Origin of the sequence: Plantactinospora sp. ZYX-F-223 (genome assembly GCF_039649625.1) — a bacterium.
Classification (GTDB): Bacteria; Actinomycetota; Actinomycetes; order Mycobacteriales; family Micromonosporaceae; genus Plantactinospora.
On sequence record NZ_JBDJAV010000075.1, the window covers coordinates 1 to 21008 of the forward strand.

Sequence of the window (21008 nt, forward strand, 5' to 3'; positions counted from 1 at the left end):
ACGAGCAGCCGCACGACGGCCAAGGTCAGGTGCACGCTTCTGCCGCCTGGCGGGTGCTGGCACTGATTGTGACGGTGACGCACCGTGAGGTATGACTACCTCTCCCGCTTCAGATCTCGTTGCTGTCTCTCCTGATCGCCGCGTTCTCCGTGCGTCGGTGTCCGCCTACCTCGGTCGGTACCGAGGCGACACCCGGTCGCACACCGACTCCGACCTACGAGTCTTCCTGACCTGGTGCGCCGACCAAGATTTGGCTCCACTGTCGGCCGCGCGCGTCGACATCGAGCGGTACGTGTGCTGGCTGCAAGACGTTCGACGCTTCCAGCCCTCGACCGTGTCCCGTCGCCTGTCGGTGGTGATCGGCCTATACCGCGTCTGCGTCATCGACGATATCCTGCCGCACTCGCCGGCCGACTACGTCCGCAGACCGGTGGTTCCACCCGAATCACCCATCCTCGGGCTGGGACATCTGCAATTCGAGGCGCTGATCACCACCGCACGACAGTCCGACGACCCGAACGACTTCGCGTTGGTCGCCATGCTCGGCCTGCTCGGGCTGCGAATCTTCGAAGCCTGCGGCTCGAACGTCAGCGACATCGGAGAGGAGCACGGCCACCGCGTCCTGCGGGTGCGAGGCAAGGGCGGCAACGTCGTCCTCGTCCCGCTACCGCCTGCGGTGGCCAGGCCCGTCGACCGCGCGGTCGACGGGCCGCCTCGACGGTCCGATCCCGCGCAACCTCCTCGGCGCCGGGATGGACCGGCACGCCGCGACCCGCCGACTCAAGCACCTGGCCGCCAGCGCCGGGATCCGGATGCCGAGGATGCACCCACACACGCTGCGGCACACGTTTGTCACCACGATGCTCGATGCCGGCGTCAGCCTGCGCGACGTACAGATCGCCGCCCGCCACGCCGGCCCGCGCACCACCATGCGCTACGACCGCGCCCGCAAGTACCTCGACCGCCACCCCAACTACATCCTCGCCGCCTACCTGGCCTCGGAACGTAGCGACCACCCGAGCGGATCTGCCGACGAGTGGACGTTCGATCTGGTACGCGTGCTGGATCGTTGCGATGTCAGGCGCGAGACTCGCGCAGGACCTGCCACTGCCTCCAGACGAGTTCGGGCTCGAGGTCTGCGTAACCGCGGCCGCGTTCGAGGTTCTTCGCATCGGCGTGGGTCATCATCATGCAGACACCTTCGCTGGTGAGGCGCTCCACCTCTTCGCGACGGAGGCGCCGGCCAACCTTCTCCTCGGCGGCGGTGAGTAGGGCCACCAGCGGGGGAATGAACACGGGTCGACGTTCGCCCCGCGAATCTGCCTCGCCTCCCTCGGCGCCCAGACGCCAGGTGCCAAAGGGGTTGTGGCAAGCATGGCCCGGCGGATAACCGTCATCGGGCCAGCGCTCCAAGCGGCGGCGAGGGGTATCCACGTCGGGTGTGAAGGTGTCGCCGCTGACCAGCACTGGGTCTTCCGCCAATTGATATACGTTGAGCGAGCCAAGGAGTTGGTTGGCCCCGGCCGGTGGGGCCTCGACCTGCGCATCCGGCAACCCAAACGCGTGCATGCCGCAGGATCGCGACACACCGCGGTCCTGTAGCACGATCACGGCGCAGTGGTAGAGCATCCACGGGTCGCCGCTTTCGAGACTCCGAATCCAGCGTGCGACGGGCCAGCCCAGCTTCGACTGCTCGAGTCGCACTCCCAGCGCTCCAGCGTCGCCCAGCGCGGCGATCAGCATCGCCACTTCTCCCGCTGCGGCACCGAGGTACACCGGCAGATGCAGGACCAGCGCGCTGCCCGCCCCTGCGACATCACGCTGCTCCTCCGCCGACATCGTGCCGTAACCGAACGCCTCGCCGAACGAGCCGTCGTTCTCCACCCACTCCGCCAGCGCGCGAAAGCCGAGGGTCTCCGATGTGAGCGACTGGCCGTCCAGCGTCAGACCGGAACGTCCGAGCAAGCCCTGCCACTGAGCCATCGTTGCTGCAGTCCCTGGGACGAAGAGCCGCACACCGTACACAAGATCGCCAGTCATGCAGCGGAGGGTAATACCCCTCTGCGGGCTTTCCCCTGAGATGTGGACACCCTGAGACTGGACGCTGGTCCAGAGGAAGGGTGTCCCCAGCGTGACGCGGTCGATCTGGTCCGTTCGTCGGGTCGGCCGATCAACCAGGTCGCCCGCGAACTGGGGATGAGTCCCGAGACCCTGCGGAACTGGGTCCGCAAGCAAGAACGGCAGGCCGGCACGGGGCCGGCGGTCTCGGGTGCGGACGGGCTGTCGATGGCGGGCAAGGAGGCTGGCTGCGAGGATCACGCCCTCGGACGTTGGCTAGATCCGACTGCCGCCGACCAATGGGCGCTTAACGGCACGCGGCAGAGCCGAGTAGCTCGCCCCGCTCGCGGGAGCAGAGACCGACCCAACCGTCAGCTTCCTGTGTAGAAAAATGCGCCCCAGTGGATGACCGCCCGGTGTTCCCGGGCCGAGTCCCACAGCCGTTGCGCTCCCGGGCCGGCTGGCCGGCGCCGGCCGATCAGATCGGCCAGGTCGGCCTTCTCGGCGTTGGTGCTGTCGCGCACCCAGATTTGCGCGTGCCGCAAGGCCTGTGCCGGGCGTAGGCCCTCGGCCCGCCAGAGGAAATGGAACCGGATCGCGGTCAGGGCGGCGCTCTCGTCGTCGATCGCCCACAGGGGTGCGACGACACCCGCGACCCGGGCCTGGATCAGCGCCGCGGGCATGCCGATGAGCTCGTTCGGTAGGTGCGCGCCGTGCTGCCCGGTCTCGCACGCGGTCATGACCACCAGGCGCAGGCCTCTCAGGCGTTGCCACATCAGGTCGCTCACGGTCAGCGTGTCGTTGCCGGCGAGAAACAACGCCGAGTCGAGCGGATCGAGGAGGTCGGCCCGACCGTGGCACGCCATATGGAGGACCGTGCTGTCGTCCAGCCCCGAAAGCACGGCGGCACGGGTCGCCGATGATCCGGTGAGGAGTCTGGCCGCCGGTGACAGCCGCCGCACCTCCGCCAGCTCCCGCTCGACGTGGGCCAGCTCCGGCGTCGCGTTCGTCGGTGCGCCCACGATCAGCACGCTCTCCGGCCCGGCGGCGAGCGAGGCCGCGAGCTCTTCGGTCGCCCGTGCGACCGCGGCGTTCGGCACGTATCGGAACGCGGCGTGGTCGATGGCGTACCGTCGGCCGGACACGCGGGTCGCGTCCGGCGTCCACGCGGCGTGCAGGGGCATCGCCGCTAGGTCGCCCTCCGCCACCACCAGGACCTCGTCCACCCCCGTGAGCGACTCCATCAGCGGCCCGATTGCCGCCTGCCACAGCCACGACGTCAGACGATCCAGTCCGCGGATCCAGACCTGCTGCCCGTCCCTACGGAGGATGTAGCTCATTACCTGCCGAAGGTAGTTGTCCGTCACCGCTTGCTGGGTCAGGAGCGGTAGCCAGAGCGCCTCCGGCGACGCGGTGCCGGCTCGGACGATAAGTGCCAGGCCACCCTTTGATGTGGCGGACAGATAGACGATCGGCGCGCCGTCGCCCGCGGCGATCCGCGTGACGGATGACTCGGCGCGGTTCCCCTCGGGTCCGCCCGAGCCATTGCGCCTGTCGGCGTCGATGGTTGCCGCCAGCAACCGTGCCCGGGTGCGTTCGAGCCCGTGCACAGCGGCCTGGTAGTCGCCGGTCTGGGCCGCCGCGTAAGCCATCTGTGCGGCGAGCCGGCCCGCGTGCTGCAACCAGGTCTCCTGATGCTGTCGTTCCCGCTGGGCACCGACGAGGCGGTCCATCGCATCCAGCCCGTGCTGGCCCGCCTCCATGACGTCCGGCCAGGTCTCCGCCGCCAGCGCGGCCGCCGCCCACACCTGCGCCGTGTTGACCGCCAAATGCGGGCTCCCGGTATGACCCGCCTGCGCAGCGGCACGAAATGCCGCCGCCGCCGACGGTCCGTAGCCGTGCTGTCCGGACGTCAACTGCGCGGCGTTCAACCGAACGCGCTGCGCCACGGGGCCCGTGGTCGGTGCGGCCTCGACGGCACGCCGGGCGGCCACCGACGCGGCGTCGCGTTGGGTCGTGTCGCCGGTTGCGCGGTACAGAATCTGGTGGGCTGTCGACTGGTTGAGAAACAGCATCGCGACGTTTGTGCTGTCGTCCGTGATCAGCCCTTCCGCCTGTTCGCACAGCTCGACTGCCTCCCGCACACGTGCCGCATCCGGCCGGTGTGCGTGCTGCATCAGCAGCACCCTGGCGAGGTTGACCAGCCGGCTGGCCCGTACCGCGCCGGTTGCGTCGGACGCCGCCAGCGTCGCCCGGACCGTCCGCTCGGTGCGGTCCAGCTCGGGCGGTGGCGCACTCGGCTCACCGAACCGGCGCGCCGCGTCGTCGATGACGTCTTGCGGGACCTCTCCCGGCAGATCCTGGATGACGTCCAGGTACGTCCGCATGACGTCCTGACCGCCCGCCTCGTGTCCGCCTACCAGCTCCATCGACCAGAGCAGCTCGGACTCTGCCGTGACGAGGGCGTTGGCGAACAAGGGATCGGGGTCACTGGCCACGAGGTCGCGGAAGAGCTCGATGGCCTTCTGGACCGCCGCCAGGTCCCCTGTGTGCTCGAACCGTGTGACGAGGAGCGACGCATAGGCGAACACGAGATTGTCGTCGTCGCTACCCGCCGTCGCCATGAGCAGCTCGTACAGGGAGAGCACCCGGTCGAGGTCCGGGTCCGCGGAGCCCAGGACCGCGAACCGGTCCAGCATGTGTGGCAGCAGGGCGCGCAGGAACCGCTCCTCTGATGCCGACCCGAAGCGCCCGTCGTCGAGCACCTGGAGCGCGTGCTGGTGCGCCTCCAGCGCCGCCGCGAAGTCGTCCGGCTCCGACCGTCGCTGCGCCAGCTCACTGAGCAGCTCGGCACGCAGCACGACCAAGTCCACGAACGCCTCGGGCAGGTGGGCCTCCAGCACGTGCTCGTACGGCGACGTCGCGGCGAGCGCGTCTGTCGCGGCGATCAGCGCCGCCTGCGACTTGTCACGGATCGCCGCCTCGACCGCCCGGAGCGCGGTGTTGGCGGTGCGCGAGGCGGCGTCCATCTCGGCGAAGGCGTCTGCGATGCCGCTCTCGCGGCAGCGGTGCAGGATCGACAACCGGCGGCGCAGCTTCGGCACCGCCGTCCGCACCGCTCCGTCGTCGGCGAGGTCTTCGATCAGGAGGCGGAGGAGGCACTCGGCGCCTTCGGTGATCAGCTGCGGGTGGTCCGTGAGGATCTCGCGCATCTCCGGTGAGCTTTGCGCGCTGACGAAGCGCAGCATCACCTCGTCGAGAAGCTCGACGTCGACTCCGTCGTCGGCCAGCGCGGCGGAGTGCATCGATCGCATCACCGTGCGGGCATACCTGCGTACGTGCGCCTCGCCGCGCTGCTCCGCCCGGTCCAGCAGCGTCCGCGCGGTGGCCACTTCATTGCGGCGCAGGTACGCCTTGGCGAGGCTCACCGCCGCCCACATCGACGGGCCCGGCCACTCCAGTCGAGTGGCACGCTCGTACATCTCCTCCGCCGCGGTCTCGTCACCGTCGTCCATCAACAGGTCGCCGAGGCGTACCGCCGCCTCTGCGGCGATGAGCGAGTCGTCGGCGTCGACGGCCCTGCGCAGTGCGGCCGCCGCGGCCGGCCGGTCCTCGTCCCTCAGCGAGGTACCCAGGGCGAGCGCCGCCTCGGCAGCGGTCGGGGCGTCGGCATCCCGCGAGGCGCGCTCCCACGCCGCTCGGGCCCCGGACACGTCGCCCTCGATGTCGAGCACCATGGCCATGACGATGTCGCCGTCGGTGGCGGTGCGGTACCGCCGACGGGCCCTGCGGCAGGCACGCCGGACGGCGCGCTCCTTGCCGACCGCCCGCATCATCACGGTCAGCCGGCTGAGGGCCTGCGCCGCGAACCGGCCGGGACCGGCGTCGATCAGACGCCGATAGTGCGCCTTGGCGGACCGGATGCGCTGTTGCCGCTGACACAGTTCGGCCAGTTGCAATGCCGCCATCGGCGCCACCACCGGATGGCTACTGCCGGCGGCGATGGTGAACGCCTGCTCTGCGAGGGCGGACTCGCCGAACTGCAGGTACATGTCGCCGACGTTGTAGGCGGCAGCCGCTCCGCCGGAGGCGACCGCGTCCTGAAGGACGCCCGCCGCCTCGTCGTGCCGCCCGAGCTCGAGCAGCAGGCCGCTGAGGTTCGCGGCGGACTCAGCATGTCCCAGCGAGACGGCCCGGCGGTAAGCGGCCAGCGCTCCGGCCATGTCGCCACGCTCATGGCGTCGGGTGGCGAGCTGGTACGCCAGGTCGGCTTCTCCGGCGGCAGGTGCGGCCTCACCGGGCGCGAGGCGGCCGTGGCGGTGCGGTTCTCGTCTCGGCAAGCGCACTGCGGTCATCTCCCGGGCGTTGGTCGGACGTGGTGACCGGATGCTGGCTATCGTGGATCGTCGAAGGCGGGGTTGTCGTCGTCGGGTCCCCGAAGGAGATATCGGCTGAGCGTGTCACCGGTTCGCCGCTCTTGCTGCGGGTCGACGGGTAGGGGCCAGCGCAGCTGCTGGTACAGGCTGGTCCGGTACAGGTCGAACGCCGCCTCCACCAGGTCGGCGTAGACCTCGGCCCGAGCCGGCAGCCACAACAGGTAGGCCGACAGCATGACGCCGATCCCCGCGGGCGCGGCCCACCAGGCCCACGGCGTGAAGCAGGTGAACGCGAGCGCCCAAATCCCCGCCGCGGCGGCGGCGTTCAGCGCCGCCCTGGCCTGGCCGATCTCGGCGCGTACCACGTCGGGAAGTAGCAACCACAGGTGAGGCCAGAGTGCCGAGGTGTTGAGGCCGTATTTGGACATCGGACGCGTCTCGCCCGCGCGAAGCGTATTGCCGACGCGGGTGGGCAGGTGGTACCCGCTGGCCGGCATGCGGCGCAGCCGACTCTCGAGCCGGGAGTGCTCGGCCCGGTCGTCGACCGTCGCCGTGCCGCCATCGATCCGCGCCTTCAATTGCAGCCACCGCTCTTCCATGCCCTCCTCGCGGTGCCGTGCCCGGTCCGTCAGAATCCGCCGCAGACCTCGCAGCGGCGGTGGCCAGTACCCCTCCAGGAACCGGATGGCCGGTGTGGTCAGTCGCTGGACGACGACCGCGGACGCCGCGACAGCGACGAGGGCGGCCACCACGGTGAGCGCCTGCGCCGGTGCCGGCTGCCGTGCCAGCCGCTCGGCGGCGGCTCGGAGCGTCGTCAGGCCGTCGGGCCGGGACAGCCAAGCGAGTGCCGCCCCGGTCCAGAACACGACGGCCGGCCCGAGCGTTGCCGCCCATCGGTCAGCGAGCCGACCGCCGAGCGACTCCCAGAACTTATCGAGCACCGCGGCCGCCTCAGCGATCGCAGGGAACCAGCACCGTGTCGTGACTGGGGCACCGTGGCGGATCCCGGTCGACGAACCGCCGCCACCACACGTAGTCGCCCTGCGGGCAGCGGAACTTCCGCGCGGAGACGGTCGTGGGCTCCGGCGTGGGCAGCGCGTCGTAGGTGCGCTCGGACACCGGCTGCAGGTCCGGCGGCCGGTGCCACTCGTCGGCGAGCACCTGGGCAGCCCAAGCGTGCAGTTCCGCCGAGCCGCTGAGCAAGGACATCAGCTCGTCGTCGGCGTCCCGTCCGCCCTGCGCGGACCCGAGCAACTCGGCGATACGCCGGTCGTACTCGGGCGCGTCGGCGCCCACGAGCTGCTCGAGATATGGCCGAATCGTCCGGGCCACGTCCAGGACGTCCTCATCCATGGGGTGCCTTCCTCAAGACGTTGGATCCGCGTCGGGCGTCCACGTTACCCATCACCATCGGTGACTGAAAGCACGCGTTCGGACACTGTCTACAGCTCACCCCAGATGAATAGGTGTCGGCTGGCCGGTGATCATGTTTGAGTGGGGGGTGGCGGTTGAGGACATGGTCCGGACCTGGTGTCCAGATGACTTCTGCCAGGTCGCGCAGCTGTTGATCCCGGGGACTACTTGGTGACCAGTCAGTGTGCAGCCGCGAGACCGTGTCGTTGAACACCGCCGCCCGGTGTTTGGCAGCCACGCGAGTTCGGACGGTTTACCGGTTGCCGATATTCGCCAGCGACTACGAGACTCATCGAGGTGAGCACCGGCGGTACCGCCGGGGCCGGTACCGGACACGACGAGCACACCCGTCTCGGGTCCGACGGAGACTGGGGTCCGGGCGGGTGCACATGCCGACGACGGGAACTCGAAAGAGGTGGCGGTGTCAGCGGGGAAGCTGCCCCCCGTACCGGATTTGTCCGGACAGCCGAGGCCACCCACCGCGCCACGGGTGGAGGGTCCTTGGCAGGGCGAGCGTCACCGGCTGCGAATTGCCCACCACCAGGGCACCGACCAACTCTCCACCGTCTCGCCCGAGCAGGGACCCGTGCTGGAGAGCGTCGTCGCGGCCCGCCCGCCAGGCCGCCTACGGACCGCCGCGCTCGGGGCGGTTTACGCCGTCCTGCCGGTCACCATCGTGATGACGATCGTGTTGTGGTTCATCGCCGAGGACCGGCCGGGCACCTACCGGATCATGGTCGCCGTCGTCGCCACGGCCACCTTCCTGGCCTTCTGCTACAACGCCGCCCGCCCCACCGTCGTGCTGCGCGCCGGCGCTCGCGTCGTCGCCGAGACGGACAACGACGGCGCCGGCGTCGACCTGCCGCTCTACGAACTGCGCACGATCACCGTCACGGACTCGGCGCGCGGCCGGGCGCTGCGGCTCGTCGGGCCGAACCAGCGGCGACTGACGCTCCCGTTCGGCCTGCTCGAGGCCAATCAAAGGCTCTGGGATCTGGTGTACAACGGCATCCGGCACTCGGAGGCCGCCGGCGCCGAGATCGACGCACGCACCCGGCGGATGCTCGGCCTGCCGTCGGACAACCGGTCAACCGCCCGCTGACCGGCACGTCTCGCCCCGCCGAAGCTCACTGTCGGCTGTTCGCGACACCGTCCGCCCGGCCGGTCAGGCCGTCCAGCATGACCTGGGACGGACGACCGGCCCCACCCCGGTGGGCCTCGTCGCCGACGGCGGGGGAGTTGTCCGTGCTGACCCAGCAGGACAGCGGGAAGGCGAACCGCGCGTTCGATCGGGACCACGATCGTCGGATCGTGGTTGGGCGGCAACTGCACCCGCCCTTGATGAGGTCGATGATCGTTGAAGTGCTCGACGTACTCGCCGATCACGCCCGCGCTGTCTCGTTGTAGACCAGGACATGGTCGAGGCACTCCTGGCACAGACTGCGGCCCCAGCGCTCCACGAAACAGTTCGCTCTCGGCGTGCGTGGCGGGATTTTGGCCACCTGGATATCCTCGGCGGCGAAGACGGCGTCGAACCCGGCGGTGTATTTGGTGTCCCGGTCGCGGACCAGGGACCTGCCGGCGGAGCACCGCTATCTCATGCCGCAGCGCGAGGGCCTCGACCAGCACGGCCTTGTCGCCGCGGATCAGCAATCCCAGACCGTCGAACAGGCGGATCGTCCCAGGTACAGCAATCGCACGACCATACCGGCGATCATCAGCCCGAACCGAGGAATCCCAGCTCACAGCCGGTGCGACGAGTATGGCACGGTACGGGCCTTGCCCAAAACATCTTAGTCATTAAGATAATCGCATGGGTATATCGACCAACTTCTCGGTGGCAGTCGCCGGCGCTGGCCTCTCCGGCCTCTGCCTCGCCCAGTACCTGATGCGCGCCGGCATCGACGTGCACGTCTACGAGCGGGACCCGGGCCCCTTCGTCCGGCAGCAGGGCTACCGGATCATTCTCGACCGGTACGGGCTGGAGGCGCTGCGCGAGAGCCTGCCCCGCCCGCTGTACCGCCTGGCGCTGGCCACCGGCGACGAGCCCGGCGGGCACCTGCGCTTCACCGACAGCCGGCTGCGGGACGCGTTCACCATCACCTTCAAGGACGAGCCGCACGCGACCCGCCAGGTCGACCGGCTGACCCTGCGGTCGATCCTGATGTCCGGGCTGGACGGACGCATCCACTACGGCAAGACCGCCGTCGCGGTGGACAGCGGCAGCCCGGCCGGGCTGCGGCTGCGGTTCACCGACGGTGGGGCCGTCGCGGCGACCGTCGTCGTGGGCGCGGACGGCGTCGGCTCGGCACTGCGCGAGCAGCTCATGCCGGACGCAGGCCCGGCGAACACCCCGATGGCGGGCATCTACGGCCGGTCGCCCCTGCGACGCAACGGCGGGAGCGTCATCCCGGACGCGCTGCGTACCAGCGGGGTCCTGGCCATCGCCGACCGGCCGGGCCGCGCCTTCTTCTTCACCTCCATGCGGTTCGGCGAAAGGCCGCGGGAGGCGTTCGCGCGCCTGGCCCCGGGCAGCTATGCGCCCACCGGCGACGACTACGTCATGTGGGGGCTGCTGCTCCGGCAGGAGGAGGTGCCCATCGGCGTCCGCGGGGACCTGCTGGCGCTGCGGGAGCTGGCCGCCCGGATGAGCATGGACTTCCACCCGCTCATCCGGCGGCTGGTCGACACGGCCGAGCTGGACGCCACGGTACTCAACCTCTTCGCCACCGGCCGGCGCCCGCGACAGTGGGCGGTGCCCCGGGCGACGATGATGGGCGACGCCGTGCACGCCATGCCGCCGTTCGGCGCTCACGGCGGCAACACCGCGCTCCGCGACGCCGCCCTGCTCGGCCACAGGCTCGTCGAGGCCCGGGCGAGCGGCACGCCGGTGGAGGAGGCGATCGCCGGCTACCAGGACGAAATGGTGCCCTACGCCTTCCGCGCCGTCGACACCGCCGCAGGGCTGATGCGCCGCCTCACCGGGGGCGCGGCCGCACCGCACTGGGTGCTGACCCGCGTGCTACCGCGGCTGCACCGGGTCACCGTGCCGGAGGCATGATTGCGGGCATGTCCCACGAGCCGGCCCGGGCGTCCGCGATCGCCGACCTCATGCGCGCCGGGCGGGAGACCTCGCGGCTGTCCATGGTGTTCCGGTACGCCATCGCGGACCGGCTGGGCCTCACCGTGAGCGACCTGGAGTGCCTGGACTTCCTGGTGGACGTCGGATCCGCCACCGCGGGGCAGGTCGCCGAGCGGACCAACCTCACCACCGGGGCCGTGACCAGCATGCTCCGCCGGCTCCAGCAGGCCGGCTACGTCACGGCCGAACGCGATCCGGCGGACCGGCGGCGGGTGATCGTCACCCTGCGGCCGGAGCGGATCGCCGAGTTGGAGCGACCGTACGAGCGGTTCGCCGAGCGGGCGGAACGGCTCATCGAAGGCTACAGCGTCGAGGAGATCATGCTGCTGGTCCGGCACTATGACCGCATGCAGGCGATGTACCTCGCCGAATTGGACCGCCTCCGCAGCGGCGACACCGCGCAGCGGTCTGCATGAGGCGCCGTCGCGTGGCTGACCGCGCTCCCGGTCGCCACCGGACGGCAGACCGTGGCGGCGAGCCGACCCACAGCCAGCCCGTACGACGCCGACGACGACTCGACGGAGTGATCAACGAGTACCACCGAGCAGCCTGAGCCGATCTTCAGAACACCAGGCCACCACCGCTGAACCAGTTTGGCACCGTACACCCGAACGACTTCGGGCTCACTCGCCCAGGACTCGGCGTTTGTCCACCCGGCGTTGCCGGTACCGTCAGGCGTCCGCCAGCGGCGTGCCGGCCCGCTCGGCCCTGGTCGGCAGGTCGAGCGTCCTCGACACGAACGGCGGCGTGCTGATGTCGCGGAACAACTCCAGCGCCCGGCGCAGGTACGCCGTTGCCGCTCGGGGCGCGTCCCGGGCCAAGTCGAGCTCGCCCAGTGCGAGCAGCGCGCGTGCCTCGCAGAGCCGGTCACCGACGGTGGCGGCCGCCCGCAGCGCGTCGCGCAGAGTAGTCTCCGACTCGTCCGCCTTGCCGGTCCGCAGCTGCGCCTCGCCCAGCCCGCACAGCGCGAACGCCCGGCCAATCGGGTCACCGGTGTCCTCGACTGCCGCCAGCGCCGCCGCGTACGCGTCAACGGCCTGGAGCGGTTCGTCGAGCTGCAGATAGGCCTCGCCGAGCCGGCACAGGACCTGCGCCTCGATCCGGCGGCTGCCGCCGTCCCGGCTGAGGTCCAGTGCCTCGGTCAGCACCCGGTGGGCCTCGTTCGGGTTGCCGCACTGGAGTTCAATCGCCGCCAGGTTGTGGAGCACGTACGCCGAGTAGACCAGATCACCGGCGCGCCGGAAGATTGCCAGCGCCTGCCGGCAGCGGGTCATGGCGTCGTCGAGGTGGCCCTCCAACCGGTCGATGATCGCGATGTGCTGGAGGGCCTGGGCCTGCCCGGCGTCGTTGCCGGTGGAGCGGAACAGGTCGAGCGCCACGTTCAGGAACCCTCGTGCCTCGGTGAACCGCCGCTGTGCATCGAACAGCGACCCGAACGAGTACGACAGCACCGCCTGGCCGTGCTGGTCCCCGGCCCGGCGGGCGGCGTCGAGGGCGATCGTGTGGGTCTCGCGCCAATCGTCGAAGTAACCCCGCGCCTCGTAGAGCGTGGTGGCCTGCTGGGCTAGGTCCCAGGAGAGCCCGGCGAACCCGGCCCCGGCGGCCTGGCGTACCGCGGCCAGCATGTTCAGCCGTTCCCGCTCGAGCCAGGTGATCGGCTCCGACACCAGTTCCTCGGCCAGCCGCTCCGGCACCGGCCAGCGCGTCGCGTCGCTGCGCAGGTCTCGGTGCTCGACCCCGTAGCAGGCCCGGTGTGCGGCGTCGGCGAGGAACAGCAGGGCGCCGAGCGCCCGCGCCAGCGCGGGCCCGTGTTCGGCGACCGGCTCCTCGTCGGCGAGCGGCTCCCGGGCGAACGCGCGGATCAGGTCGTGGAAGCGGTACTGGCTGTGCACGCCGCGCGCGGAGCCGGTGATCTCCAGCAGGTGTGCGTCGGCGATGTCGTCGAGCACGTCCTGCGCCGCGGTGCCGGGCTGGTCGAGCAGTGCCGCGGCGACCCAGCCGGAGAAGTGCGGGAAATCGAGCAGAGCGAGTCGCCGGAACAGCCGGCGGGCCTGCTCCGGGAGGCTGTCGTAGGTAAGCGAGATGCTGGCCCGGATGCCGAGCACGCCGTGGTTCAGTTCGTTGAGGCGGCGGGTCTCGTTACCCAACCGCTCGACCAGTTGGCGCACCGCCCACTGCGGCCGGGTGGCGAGCCGGGCGCCTGCCACCCGCAGCGCGAGCGGCAGGTGACCGCACAACTCGGCGAGTTCCACGGTGGCGGCGGGCTCGGCCCGCATCCGTTCCGGCCCGGCCACGGCGGACAGCAGTTCGACGGAGTGGCGCGGATCGAGCAGGCGCACCTCGACATGACCGGCGCCGGGCAGCCCGGCCAGCCGGTTGCGGCTGGTGACCAGTACCGCGGCGGAGGGGGTCCCGGGCAGCAGCGGAAGCACCTGCCCCTCGTCGCCGGCGTTGTCCAGCACCACCAGGATCCGCCGACCGGAAAGCAGATGCCGGTACATCTCCGCGCGTTCCTCGAGCGTTTCCGGCAGTGCGGCGCCGGGCACCCCCAGTACGCGGAGGAACCGCTCCATGACCCGGTTGGGATCCACCGGCCGGATGGTCTGTCCGCGCAGGTCGATGAAGAGCTGACCGTCGGCGTACCGGTCCGAGAGCCGGTGCGCCACGTGTACCGCCAGTGTCGTCTTGCCGACCCCGGCCATGCCGCTCGCCACCAGGACGGGCACCGCCAACCGGGTCCGGTCCTCCGGCGTGCCGGTGAGGTGCCGCTCGATCGCTTCGACCTGGTCGGTCCGACCGGTGAAGTCGGCGATGTCGGTGGGCAGCAGCCGCGGCGCCGCGGGGACCGGCAGGAGCGGCCCGGTGGTGGCCGGCTGGACCGGCCCGGCGCGGGCCGGCTCGGCCGGTTCCGGGGGAGCGAGCCGGGAGTTGCCGGTGAGGATGTCGTGTTCGAGTCGCTGGAGTTCCGTGCCGGGCTCGATGCCGAGTTCGTCCAGCAGCGTGCGCCGGGCCCGCCGATAGACCTCCAGGGCATCGGCCTGCCGCTGTGACCGGTAGAGCGCGAGCATCAGTTGCCCGTGCAGCCGTTCCCGCATGGGATGCTCGTCGACGAGTGCGGTCAGTTCGGCGATCAGGTCGTGGTGCCGGCCCAGCTCCAGCTCCAGCTCGACACAGTCCTCGATCAGGCTGATCCGCTGCTCGTCCAGCCGATCCGCCGCCGGCCGGAGCAGCGGGTTGACCAGTCCGTCCAGGGCCGGCCCGCGCCACTGGGCCAGGGCACGGCGGTAGCACTCGACGGCCCGGTCCAACCGGCGCTCGTCGCGGAACCGCCGGCCCTGCGCCGCCAGGCCGGCGAAGCGCCGCAGATCGACCTGCGCGTCGGGGATCTGGAGCGCGTATCCCTGTGACCGGGTGGCGATGACGTCGTCCCCGAAACCGTGCGCGGCGAACAGCCGGCGCAGCGCGGACACGCAGATCTGAACCTGGACCCGGGAGGTTGACGGTGGTGCCGCCCCGTAGACGACGTCCAGTAGCCGGTTGACCGGGACCGGCCGGTTCGCCTCCAACGCGAGGGCCGCCAGCACGACCTGTTGCCGTGGGCCCCCGAGGTCCACCGGGTTGCCGTCGACCATGACCTCGAGCGGCCCGAGTACCCCGACCACCGGATCGCCGGCGGGCAGCGGGACGCTCATCGCGCTCGGTCGATCGCGAGTGTGGCCCGCGGAAGCGTCGACGGCCGCATGCTCCTCCTGGGCGGAACGATTGGTACGGGGGCGGTCGCCGCGTGGCGAGGGCGCGGCATTACCCTCACAAAGCACCCTAACAAGGGACGCCGAGCGACCCGACAGCTCAATCCCGGCAGGGCGATCCGCGTACCAGTTGTCCAGGCTCATCCATCCGGCACCGATGCGTGGGGCTGGCTGTTCGGCATGTCCTGGCCGGGTCGCAGGCCGTGGGCTCGGCCCGGGCCGGCTCGTCGGCGCCGACGACAACGCCTACGCCGGCCGGCAATCCGACTGCGGGCGTCAGTCATCGAACGACCCGTTCTGCAACTCGACCAGGTTGATGCGCTGCCTGCGGCCCTGTTCCCGGAAGAAGACCAGGGCCAGGATCGCAGCGACGGCCATCAACCCGGCCGCGATGGCGAAGGCGACCCCGAACCCCTCGACGAGGGAGAGGCCGGCCGGCACGCCGGCCCGGCTCTGGTCCAGAGTGCGGGCGGTCGCGGCGGCGGACAGCACCGCGAGCCCTAGCGCACCGCCGACCTGCATGCTGACGTTCAGCAACGCGGACGCGACACCGGAATGGCTCTCGGGCACGTCGGTGAGCGCGGCGATCGTGGTGGGAACGATCATGACCGCGAACCCGATGCTGACGACCGCCGACGGCGCGATCACGTCGCCCCATACGGTGCCATCGGGACTGAGCTGGGTGAACCACGCCAGACCGGCCGCCGCGACAAGGGCGCCGCTGATCTGCACTATCCGGACCCCGGCGGCCCGGACGGACACGATGGTGCGTGCCCTCGCGGCCGGTCGGTGGATAACGAGCCGAATACCGACCGATAACGCGGCCGGGGAGGCTGTCGGCGCAGCGATCGGAACACCGTCCGATCGTTTAGCCGATCGGAAGGACAGGCCAATGACGGAGATGGCAGCCGAACCGCGCGGACCGGACGTCGAGTACCAGCTCGTCGTCACTCTCGACGCGCCACCCGAGGCGGTGTTCCGGGCATGGACCGATCCGGAGCATCTCACGCACTGGTTCGCGCCACACGGCTTCAGCACTCCCCGGGAGCACATCGACCTTGATGTCCGGCCGGGCGGTTCTTGGCGGGCGGAGATCTGGCGGGGTGCCGGGCCGGCGTCCCGGCTCAGCGGTAGCTACATCGACGTCGATCCGCCGGAGCGTCTGGTGTTCACCACCGGTGACCCAGGCAACCGTGACGGCGGGCCGGCGTCGGTGGTGACCGTCGCGTTCGTCGACCTGGTGGGCCGTACCGAAATGCGGTTCAGCCAGGCGGGGTACCAGACCACGGCGGCCCACGCGGACCGAGCACGGGCCGGCTGGGTCGAGTTCTTCCAACGGCTCGCCGCGTACGTGGCCGGCAGTCGTGTCCACTGAGGAGGTCCGGGTCGGAGATCGTGACCCGCGGCGGTGCCGGGCCGAGACGGTTCGTCAGTCAACAGACACAGCCTCACTTCGAAAAGGAATCAGGAAATGACAAGCAGGCTGGTGGTTTCCACCTTTCTGTCGTTGGACGGGGTCATGCAGGGCCCCGGCGGCGTCGGCGAGGACGACTCGAACGGCTTTCCGCACGGTGGATGGCTGCCCCCGTACGTCGACGAGGGGTTCGGGCGCATCATGACCGAGGTGTTCGAGCGGGCGGACGGCATGCTGCTCGGCCGCAGGTCGTACGAGATTCTCGCCTCGCACTGGCCCAACGTGCCGGACGAGGAGGGCGGCGAGAAGATCAACAGTATGGCGAAGTACGTCGCCACGAGGACGCCGATGACCGCCGGGTGGAACAACACCCGGGTTCTGGTGGGTGAGGCTGCACAGACGATCGCCGAGCTCAAGCAGGTCACCGATGGTGAGATCCTCGTGCAGGGCAGCAGCAACCTGCTGCGAACGCTGCAGGAGGCCGAACTGGTCGACGAGTACAAGCTGCTGATCTTTCCCGTCGTCCTGGGTGAGGGAAAGCGGCTCTTCGCCGGGGGGACCACGCCGGCCGGGCTGAAGCTCACCGGGTCGACCATCACCGACGCCGGCGTCGCGTACCTCCGCTATGACTGGGTGGGCAAACCCACCTACGGCGCGGTCGTCTAGGTCGATATCCGGGAGGGGAGGGCTCGTCCCTCCCGGATTCCCGAAATGCCGCCGGCCGAGCGATGGCCGGATGGAGCCGGGTCGCCCGGCCTGTCTCCGATCGCCGGCGATCGAGACGGGCACGAGAGGTCGAATGATGATCCTCGAACCCCGGCTGGAAACGCGGGTGCGCTTTGCCGATCTCGGCCCACAGCCCGGTCCTGGTCCCCGCCATCGTCGGCGTTCGCCGGGTTCCGGTTTCCGCCCGAGGTCATTGTCCCTGCGGTGGGCTGGGACCTGCGTTTCAACCTCTCGTACCGGGATGTCGAAGAACTCCTGACCGGGGGCGGGGTCGAGGTTGATCATGTGACGGTATGCTGGTGGGTGCGGCGGTTCGCTCCGCTGCTGGCCGACGCGGCCCGATTCTGTCGCCACTCACCAGGCGACCGCTGTTTCGTCGACGAGACTTACGTCAGGGTCAACGGGATCTGGCCGCACTGAAGGTCACGCCGGCCGAGGTGGTCACCGGCGGCCGCCGTCTACCCAGACATGCGCGACGAACAGGTCCCGTCCGCGTGGCATCACGTCGAGCGGTACGCCAACAATCCGATCGAGGCCGATCACAGCCAGCTCGAGTGCCGGCTGAAACCGATGCGCGGACTCCGTACCGGCCGGGCAGCCCAAGTGATCATCGCCGGCCACGCCTTCGTCCAGAACCTCCGCCGAGGACACTACGAACTCGCCACCGACACTCCACCGATCAGGCGGGTCGCCGCTTGCGTTCACCGAGCTGACCCAGGCCATCTGACCTGAGCTGCCAACCCGGCTCACCGCGCCCGTCGAACCACGAACGCAACAGCGCCCAGGGTGGAGATCGGCCACGGACTTTCGAGGACTCCGGATCGGGTACCAACCCCCCGAAGACGCCAACCGATATCGCGCAGCTCCACAACCTTCATCGGGTTCAATAACAGGAATTTGTCTGTTCATCGGAAATTCACCAGGCCGGAGATTTACCATCGTTATCACCGGCAGGCCGCGACTACCGCCGATGGTCCCGGACCCCTCGTCACAATGAACCCTTTTCAACCTCGAACCCTTTTCAACCTCCCTTTGCGGTGCGGTGGACCGCAAGGTCAGACGCGGTGCGTGAGCGCCGCGCGCTTCAGGTGGAAAAGGGTTCAATGCCCGCCTGACCGCAGCGTCAGCCTCGACGGGGGATCCCGATGTACTCCACTTCCATCACCGATCGCCGCGTCCCTACCCTCCGGGACCGCTATCTGCCGGAGCGCAACGCGTTCGGGCTGCTCCGGCTCGTCCTGGCCCTCGGGGTGCTCGTCGCGCACACCTGGCCGCTCGGTTTCGGACTGCCGAGCCCGGGCTGGTACGCCAGTTCCGGGCAGAGCGATCTCGGCATGTTGTCGGTCCAGGGTTTCTTCGTCCTCTCCGGCTTTCTGGTTGCCGGCAGCGGGCTACGCTGCTCGCTGCCGCGGTTCGGCTGGCACCGATTCCTGCGGATCTTTCCGGGCCTGTGGGCCTGTCTGCTCGTCACCGCGCTGGTCTTCGCACCCCTGGCCGCCTACCTGGAGATCGGCACTTTGGCCGGTTTCTGGAGCCATCCGGCCGGCCCCCTGGACTACCTGCTGACCAACTGGTTTGCCTCGATGGAGCAGTACCCGATCTCGGGTCTGCTCGCCGATACCCCGTTCGGCCGGATGCTCGGCGCGCCCAGCGCCTTCGACGGCTCGCTGTGGAGCCTCCGCTACGAGTTGGTCTGCTATGCCGTGGTCGGTGCGCTGGTGGCGACTGCGGTGCTCCGACGGGCTCCCCGGGCGGTGCTGCTACTGCTGCTCGGGCTCTACGCGCTGATTCTCCGAGACCTGCTGACGGCACCGCACTGGGCGGTCCGGCCCCCGGAGCACGGGGCGGTGGGGCCGTTTCCGCTGATCGGGTCGTTCGCCGCCAACCACCTGCTCTACCTCGGTTTCCTGTTCCTGCTGGGAACCGCGGCCCGGCTGTACATGCATCGCCTGCCGATGACCGGCGGGCTGGCCCTGCTGGCCGCCGTCCTGGTCGCCGCGTCCCTGTGGCAGGGCGGATTCATCGCGATCGGCCTGCCCGGGTACGCCTACCTGTTGCTCTACCTCGCGGTCGCGGTACGGGGCCGGCTGACCGTGGTCGGCCGCGACCGGGACTACTCGTACGGCACCTACCTGTACGCCTTTCCCGTGCAGCAGTTGGTCGCGCTGTTCGGTGGCGCCCGGTACGGGCTGGTCGGATACCTGCTGCTCTCGCTGGCCGGCACGCTGGTCTTCGCCGTCGCCTCATGGCACCTGGTCGAAAGACCGGCGCTGCGGCTCAGGGACTACCGTGGTTGGCCGCCCCGGTACGCCGGCCCGGCCCCTCGGTCGCGTACGACCCGGCGGCGGCCGCGCCACCGGGCCGCCAACCGGTGGGCGCCGACCCGGTCGAAGGCGAACCTGGCAAACCCGGCAGCACCGTGGACTCGGAACGGGACAGAGCCGTCCGTCCCGCCGCAGGTGCCGCTTGCGGAGGTGTCAGCGGATGGCACAGAGTCTCCAGCGCCGCCTCCGCCCCGGGCGCCGAGGCGGTTCCAGGCCGCTGCCTCGGCCCAGGAACATCCGGCCTCGGCCCAGGCACATCCGCAGATCTCGGACGCAGTCTCGGCGCAGTCGCGCCAGCCAATGCAGGATGTGGCTCCGGTGTCCCACCCGGTGCAGCTGTCGGGCGGGGTTCGGCCGGGCACCGGCAGGATTCCGGTGTTCATCCGGCTCCGGTCCGTCGGCTCGACCGGTGGCCGGCCCGCCGTCCGCCGGCGGCGTGGCGGATTCGGGTGACACCGATGCCATGCGGGCGACCCCGGCGGTCACCATCCTGATGCCTCCCGCGCAGCCATCCGACGGCCCATCGACCGTGAGCGGGCCGGCTACGGCGGCTGACGAGCGCGTCCATCCCCGACTGCGACCCGGGGCGTTCGCTCGAACGCAATCATGTCCCGGGTTCCCGACAGCCCGCGGAGAGAGCACCCACTGGCTGACGGGAGTGGGGACGACCAGCGACAGCCGCCCCCACTCCCGTCAACACTTCGCCTGCCCCACCATCGGAAGCGGCGGAGCGGCAGCAGGGGTGTTCAACGGGCGCGGTGCGCCCCCACCGGACGTCGGCCGCGTTGCCGCAACCACAGGCCCAGCACCAGGAGTACGCCGAGCAGCACGCCCGCCGACACCAGCAGCAGTACGAGCGGCGGCCCGTCATCCTCCGCTGTCGTGATCGAACCGGGCGGTGGTTCGGGCAGGCTGAGCGTCGCTGTGGACTCCCGCGACACCGTCCCGCTGGCGACGGCCAGTTCGGCGGTCCAGGGGCCGTTCGGTAGCCGCCCGTGGAGCGGTACGGTCATCGAACCGGAGCTCTCCGGTGCGATCGTCACCCCGCCCAGCGCGGTGAACGGCCCCAGCGTCGCCGGGTTGGCCGCCGTCGAGAGTCGTAGGGTGCCGTGTGGGTCGAGCGCCCGGGTGCCGGTGTTGCGGACCTGGGCGACCACCACCGGTACGCCCCGGGCGGTCTGTTCGGCCCGCATGCTCACGATCTCGAAGTCGGGCGGTGGCTCCGCCCCGGTGCCGACGTTCAGGTAGACCCGCAGGCCCGTGCGGCGTACCGGTGGCGACTTGGCGGTCCGGTTCGACGACTTCGGTGTCGCTTCGGTGCTCTGCGCCCAGATCATGGCATAGCGCTCGCCTTTCTCGGCGGACAGCGGGACGGTGAACCGGATCCGCACCGACTTCTTCGCCCTCGGCTCCAGCCGGAAGTTCGCCGGCTGGACCCGGATCCAGCGGCTCAGCTCGTTGCTCGTCCGCCCCTCGGCGTAGCTGAAGGTGTCGTTCCGGATGGTGGCACCGGCCGGGTAGACGGTGATGCGCTGCCCGAGCCGGGACGGGTTGACCACCTCGATCCAACGCTCGACGACGTGGCCCGGTCGGGCGTGCGCCACGAGCCGGGAGGGGCTGCCGTCCGTCGGGGCGCCGCCGGACGCGGTGGCAACGCGTACCTCCAGCGGGCCGCTGCCGTCGGTGGCGGCCGCCACCGACGCCCCGGCCGTGGTCGCCGTGGCCAGTTGCAGGGTCAGGCCGGCGGTGACGGCGACGATGCCGAGCCGGCGGAGTGATGTGTGCATATACATGGCAGATCGCAGA

General features: G+C 70.3%; 15 protein-coding genes and 1 pseudogene. 8 read left to right on the forward strand and 8 right to left on the reverse strand.

From position 1 onward, the window contains the following. Positions 1-445: 445 nt before the first annotated feature. The 5 genes from AAH979_RS39795 to AAH979_RS39815 all read right to left on the reverse strand — a co-directional run bounded on the left by AAH979_RS39795 (position 446) and on the right by AAH979_RS39815 (position 7787). Complete coding sequence (locus tag AAH979_RS39795) at positions 446-616, reverse strand: hypothetical protein (RefSeq protein ID WP_346263290.1); 171 nt, start codon at positions 614-616, stop codon at positions 446-448. Positions 617-1077: 461 nt separating this feature from the next. Then, positions 1078-2040, reverse strand: a complete 963-nt coding sequence (locus AAH979_RS39800) for a hypothetical protein (RefSeq protein ID WP_346263291.1) — start codon at positions 2038-2040, stop codon at positions 1078-1080. 389 nt (positions 2041-2429) lie between these two features. Beyond that, entirely contained in the window at positions 2430-6413 is a 3984-nt protein-coding gene (locus AAH979_RS39805; RefSeq protein WP_346263292.1) for a CHAT domain-containing protein, read from the reverse strand. 38 nt (positions 6414-6451) lie between these two features. Further along, positions 6452-7186 carry a hypothetical protein gene (locus AAH979_RS39810; protein ID WP_346263293.1) on the reverse strand — a complete coding sequence of 245 codons (735 nt, stop codon included), beginning with the start codon at positions 7184-7186 and terminating at the stop codon, positions 6452-6454. 199 nt (positions 7187-7385) lie between these two features. Beyond that, positions 7386-7787, reverse strand: coding sequence for a hypothetical protein (locus AAH979_RS39815; RefSeq protein ID WP_346263294.1), 402 nt, complete (start codon positions 7785-7787; stop codon positions 7386-7388). 550 nt (positions 7788-8337) lie between these two features. On the opposite strand from AAH979_RS39815, the gene AAH979_RS39820 reads away from it, so the two are divergent. The 4 genes from AAH979_RS39820 (at position 8338) to AAH979_RS39835 (ending at position 11405) form a co-directional block, all read left to right on the forward strand. After that, positions 8338-8949, forward strand: coding sequence for a hypothetical protein (locus AAH979_RS39820; RefSeq protein WP_346263295.1), 612 nt, complete (start codon positions 8338-8340; stop codon positions 8947-8949). A 143-nt stretch (positions 8950-9092) separates the two neighbouring features. Continuing rightward, the gene (locus AAH979_RS39825) at positions 9093-9254 is read left to right on the forward strand and encodes a hypothetical protein (RefSeq protein WP_346263296.1); all 162 of its coding nucleotides are present in this window, start codon (positions 9093-9095) and stop codon (positions 9252-9254) included. A gap of 406 nt (positions 9255-9660) precedes the next feature. Beyond that, complete coding sequence (locus AAH979_RS39830) at positions 9661-10908, forward strand: NAD(P)/FAD-dependent oxidoreductase (RefSeq protein ID WP_346263297.1); 1248 nt, start codon at positions 9661-9663, stop codon at positions 10906-10908. Positions 10909-10916: 8 nt separating this feature from the next. Next, positions 10917-11405 (forward strand): MarR family transcriptional regulator, encoded by a 489-nt coding sequence (locus tag AAH979_RS39835; RefSeq protein WP_346263298.1) that lies wholly within the window; start codon positions 10917-10919, stop codon positions 11403-11405. 255 nt (positions 11406-11660) lie between these two features. Here AAH979_RS39835 and AAH979_RS39840 read toward each other — a convergent pair whose 3' ends face one another. Both AAH979_RS39840 and AAH979_RS39845 read right to left on the reverse strand, forming a co-directional pair. Continuing rightward, positions 11661-14681 carry a BTAD domain-containing putative transcriptional regulator gene (locus AAH979_RS39840; protein ID WP_346263299.1) on the reverse strand — a complete coding sequence of 1007 codons (3021 nt, stop codon included), beginning with the start codon at positions 14679-14681 and terminating at the stop codon, positions 11661-11663. A 333-nt stretch (positions 14682-15014) separates the two neighbouring features. Next, on the reverse strand, positions 15015-15470 hold the full coding sequence (locus AAH979_RS39845) for a hypothetical protein (RefSeq protein ID WP_346263300.1): 456 nt from the start codon (positions 15468-15470) through the stop codon (positions 15015-15017). 160 nt (positions 15471-15630) lie between these two features. Here AAH979_RS39845 and AAH979_RS39850 point away from each other — a divergent pair, with 160 nt between their 5' ends. From AAH979_RS39850 to AAH979_RS39865, 4 genes and pseudogenes are all read left to right on the forward strand, one after another. Then, positions 15631-16113, forward strand: coding sequence for an SRPBCC domain-containing protein (locus tag AAH979_RS39850; protein WP_346263301.1), 483 nt, complete (start codon positions 15631-15633; stop codon positions 16111-16113). Between the two features lie 96 nt (positions 16114-16209). Then, the gene (locus AAH979_RS39855; protein ID WP_346263302.1) at positions 16210-16818 is read left to right on the forward strand and encodes a dihydrofolate reductase family protein; all 609 of its coding nucleotides are present in this window, start codon (positions 16210-16212) and stop codon (positions 16816-16818) included. A gap of 252 nt (positions 16819-17070) precedes the next feature. Continuing rightward, positions 17071-17605: pseudogene (locus AAH979_RS39860) on the forward strand (DDE-type integrase/transposase/recombinase). A gap of 418 nt (positions 17606-18023) precedes the next feature. After that, a complete protein-coding gene (locus AAH979_RS39865) occupies positions 18024-19655 on the forward strand; it encodes an acyltransferase (RefSeq protein WP_346263303.1) in 1632 nt (543 codons plus the stop codon). 293 nt (positions 19656-19948) lie between these two features. On the opposite strand, the gene AAH979_RS39870 is transcribed toward AAH979_RS39865, so the two are convergent. Beyond that, a complete protein-coding gene (locus AAH979_RS39870) occupies positions 19949-20989 on the reverse strand; it encodes a hypothetical protein (protein WP_346263304.1) in 1041 nt (346 codons plus the stop codon). Between the last annotated feature and the right edge of the window lie 19 nt (positions 20990-21008).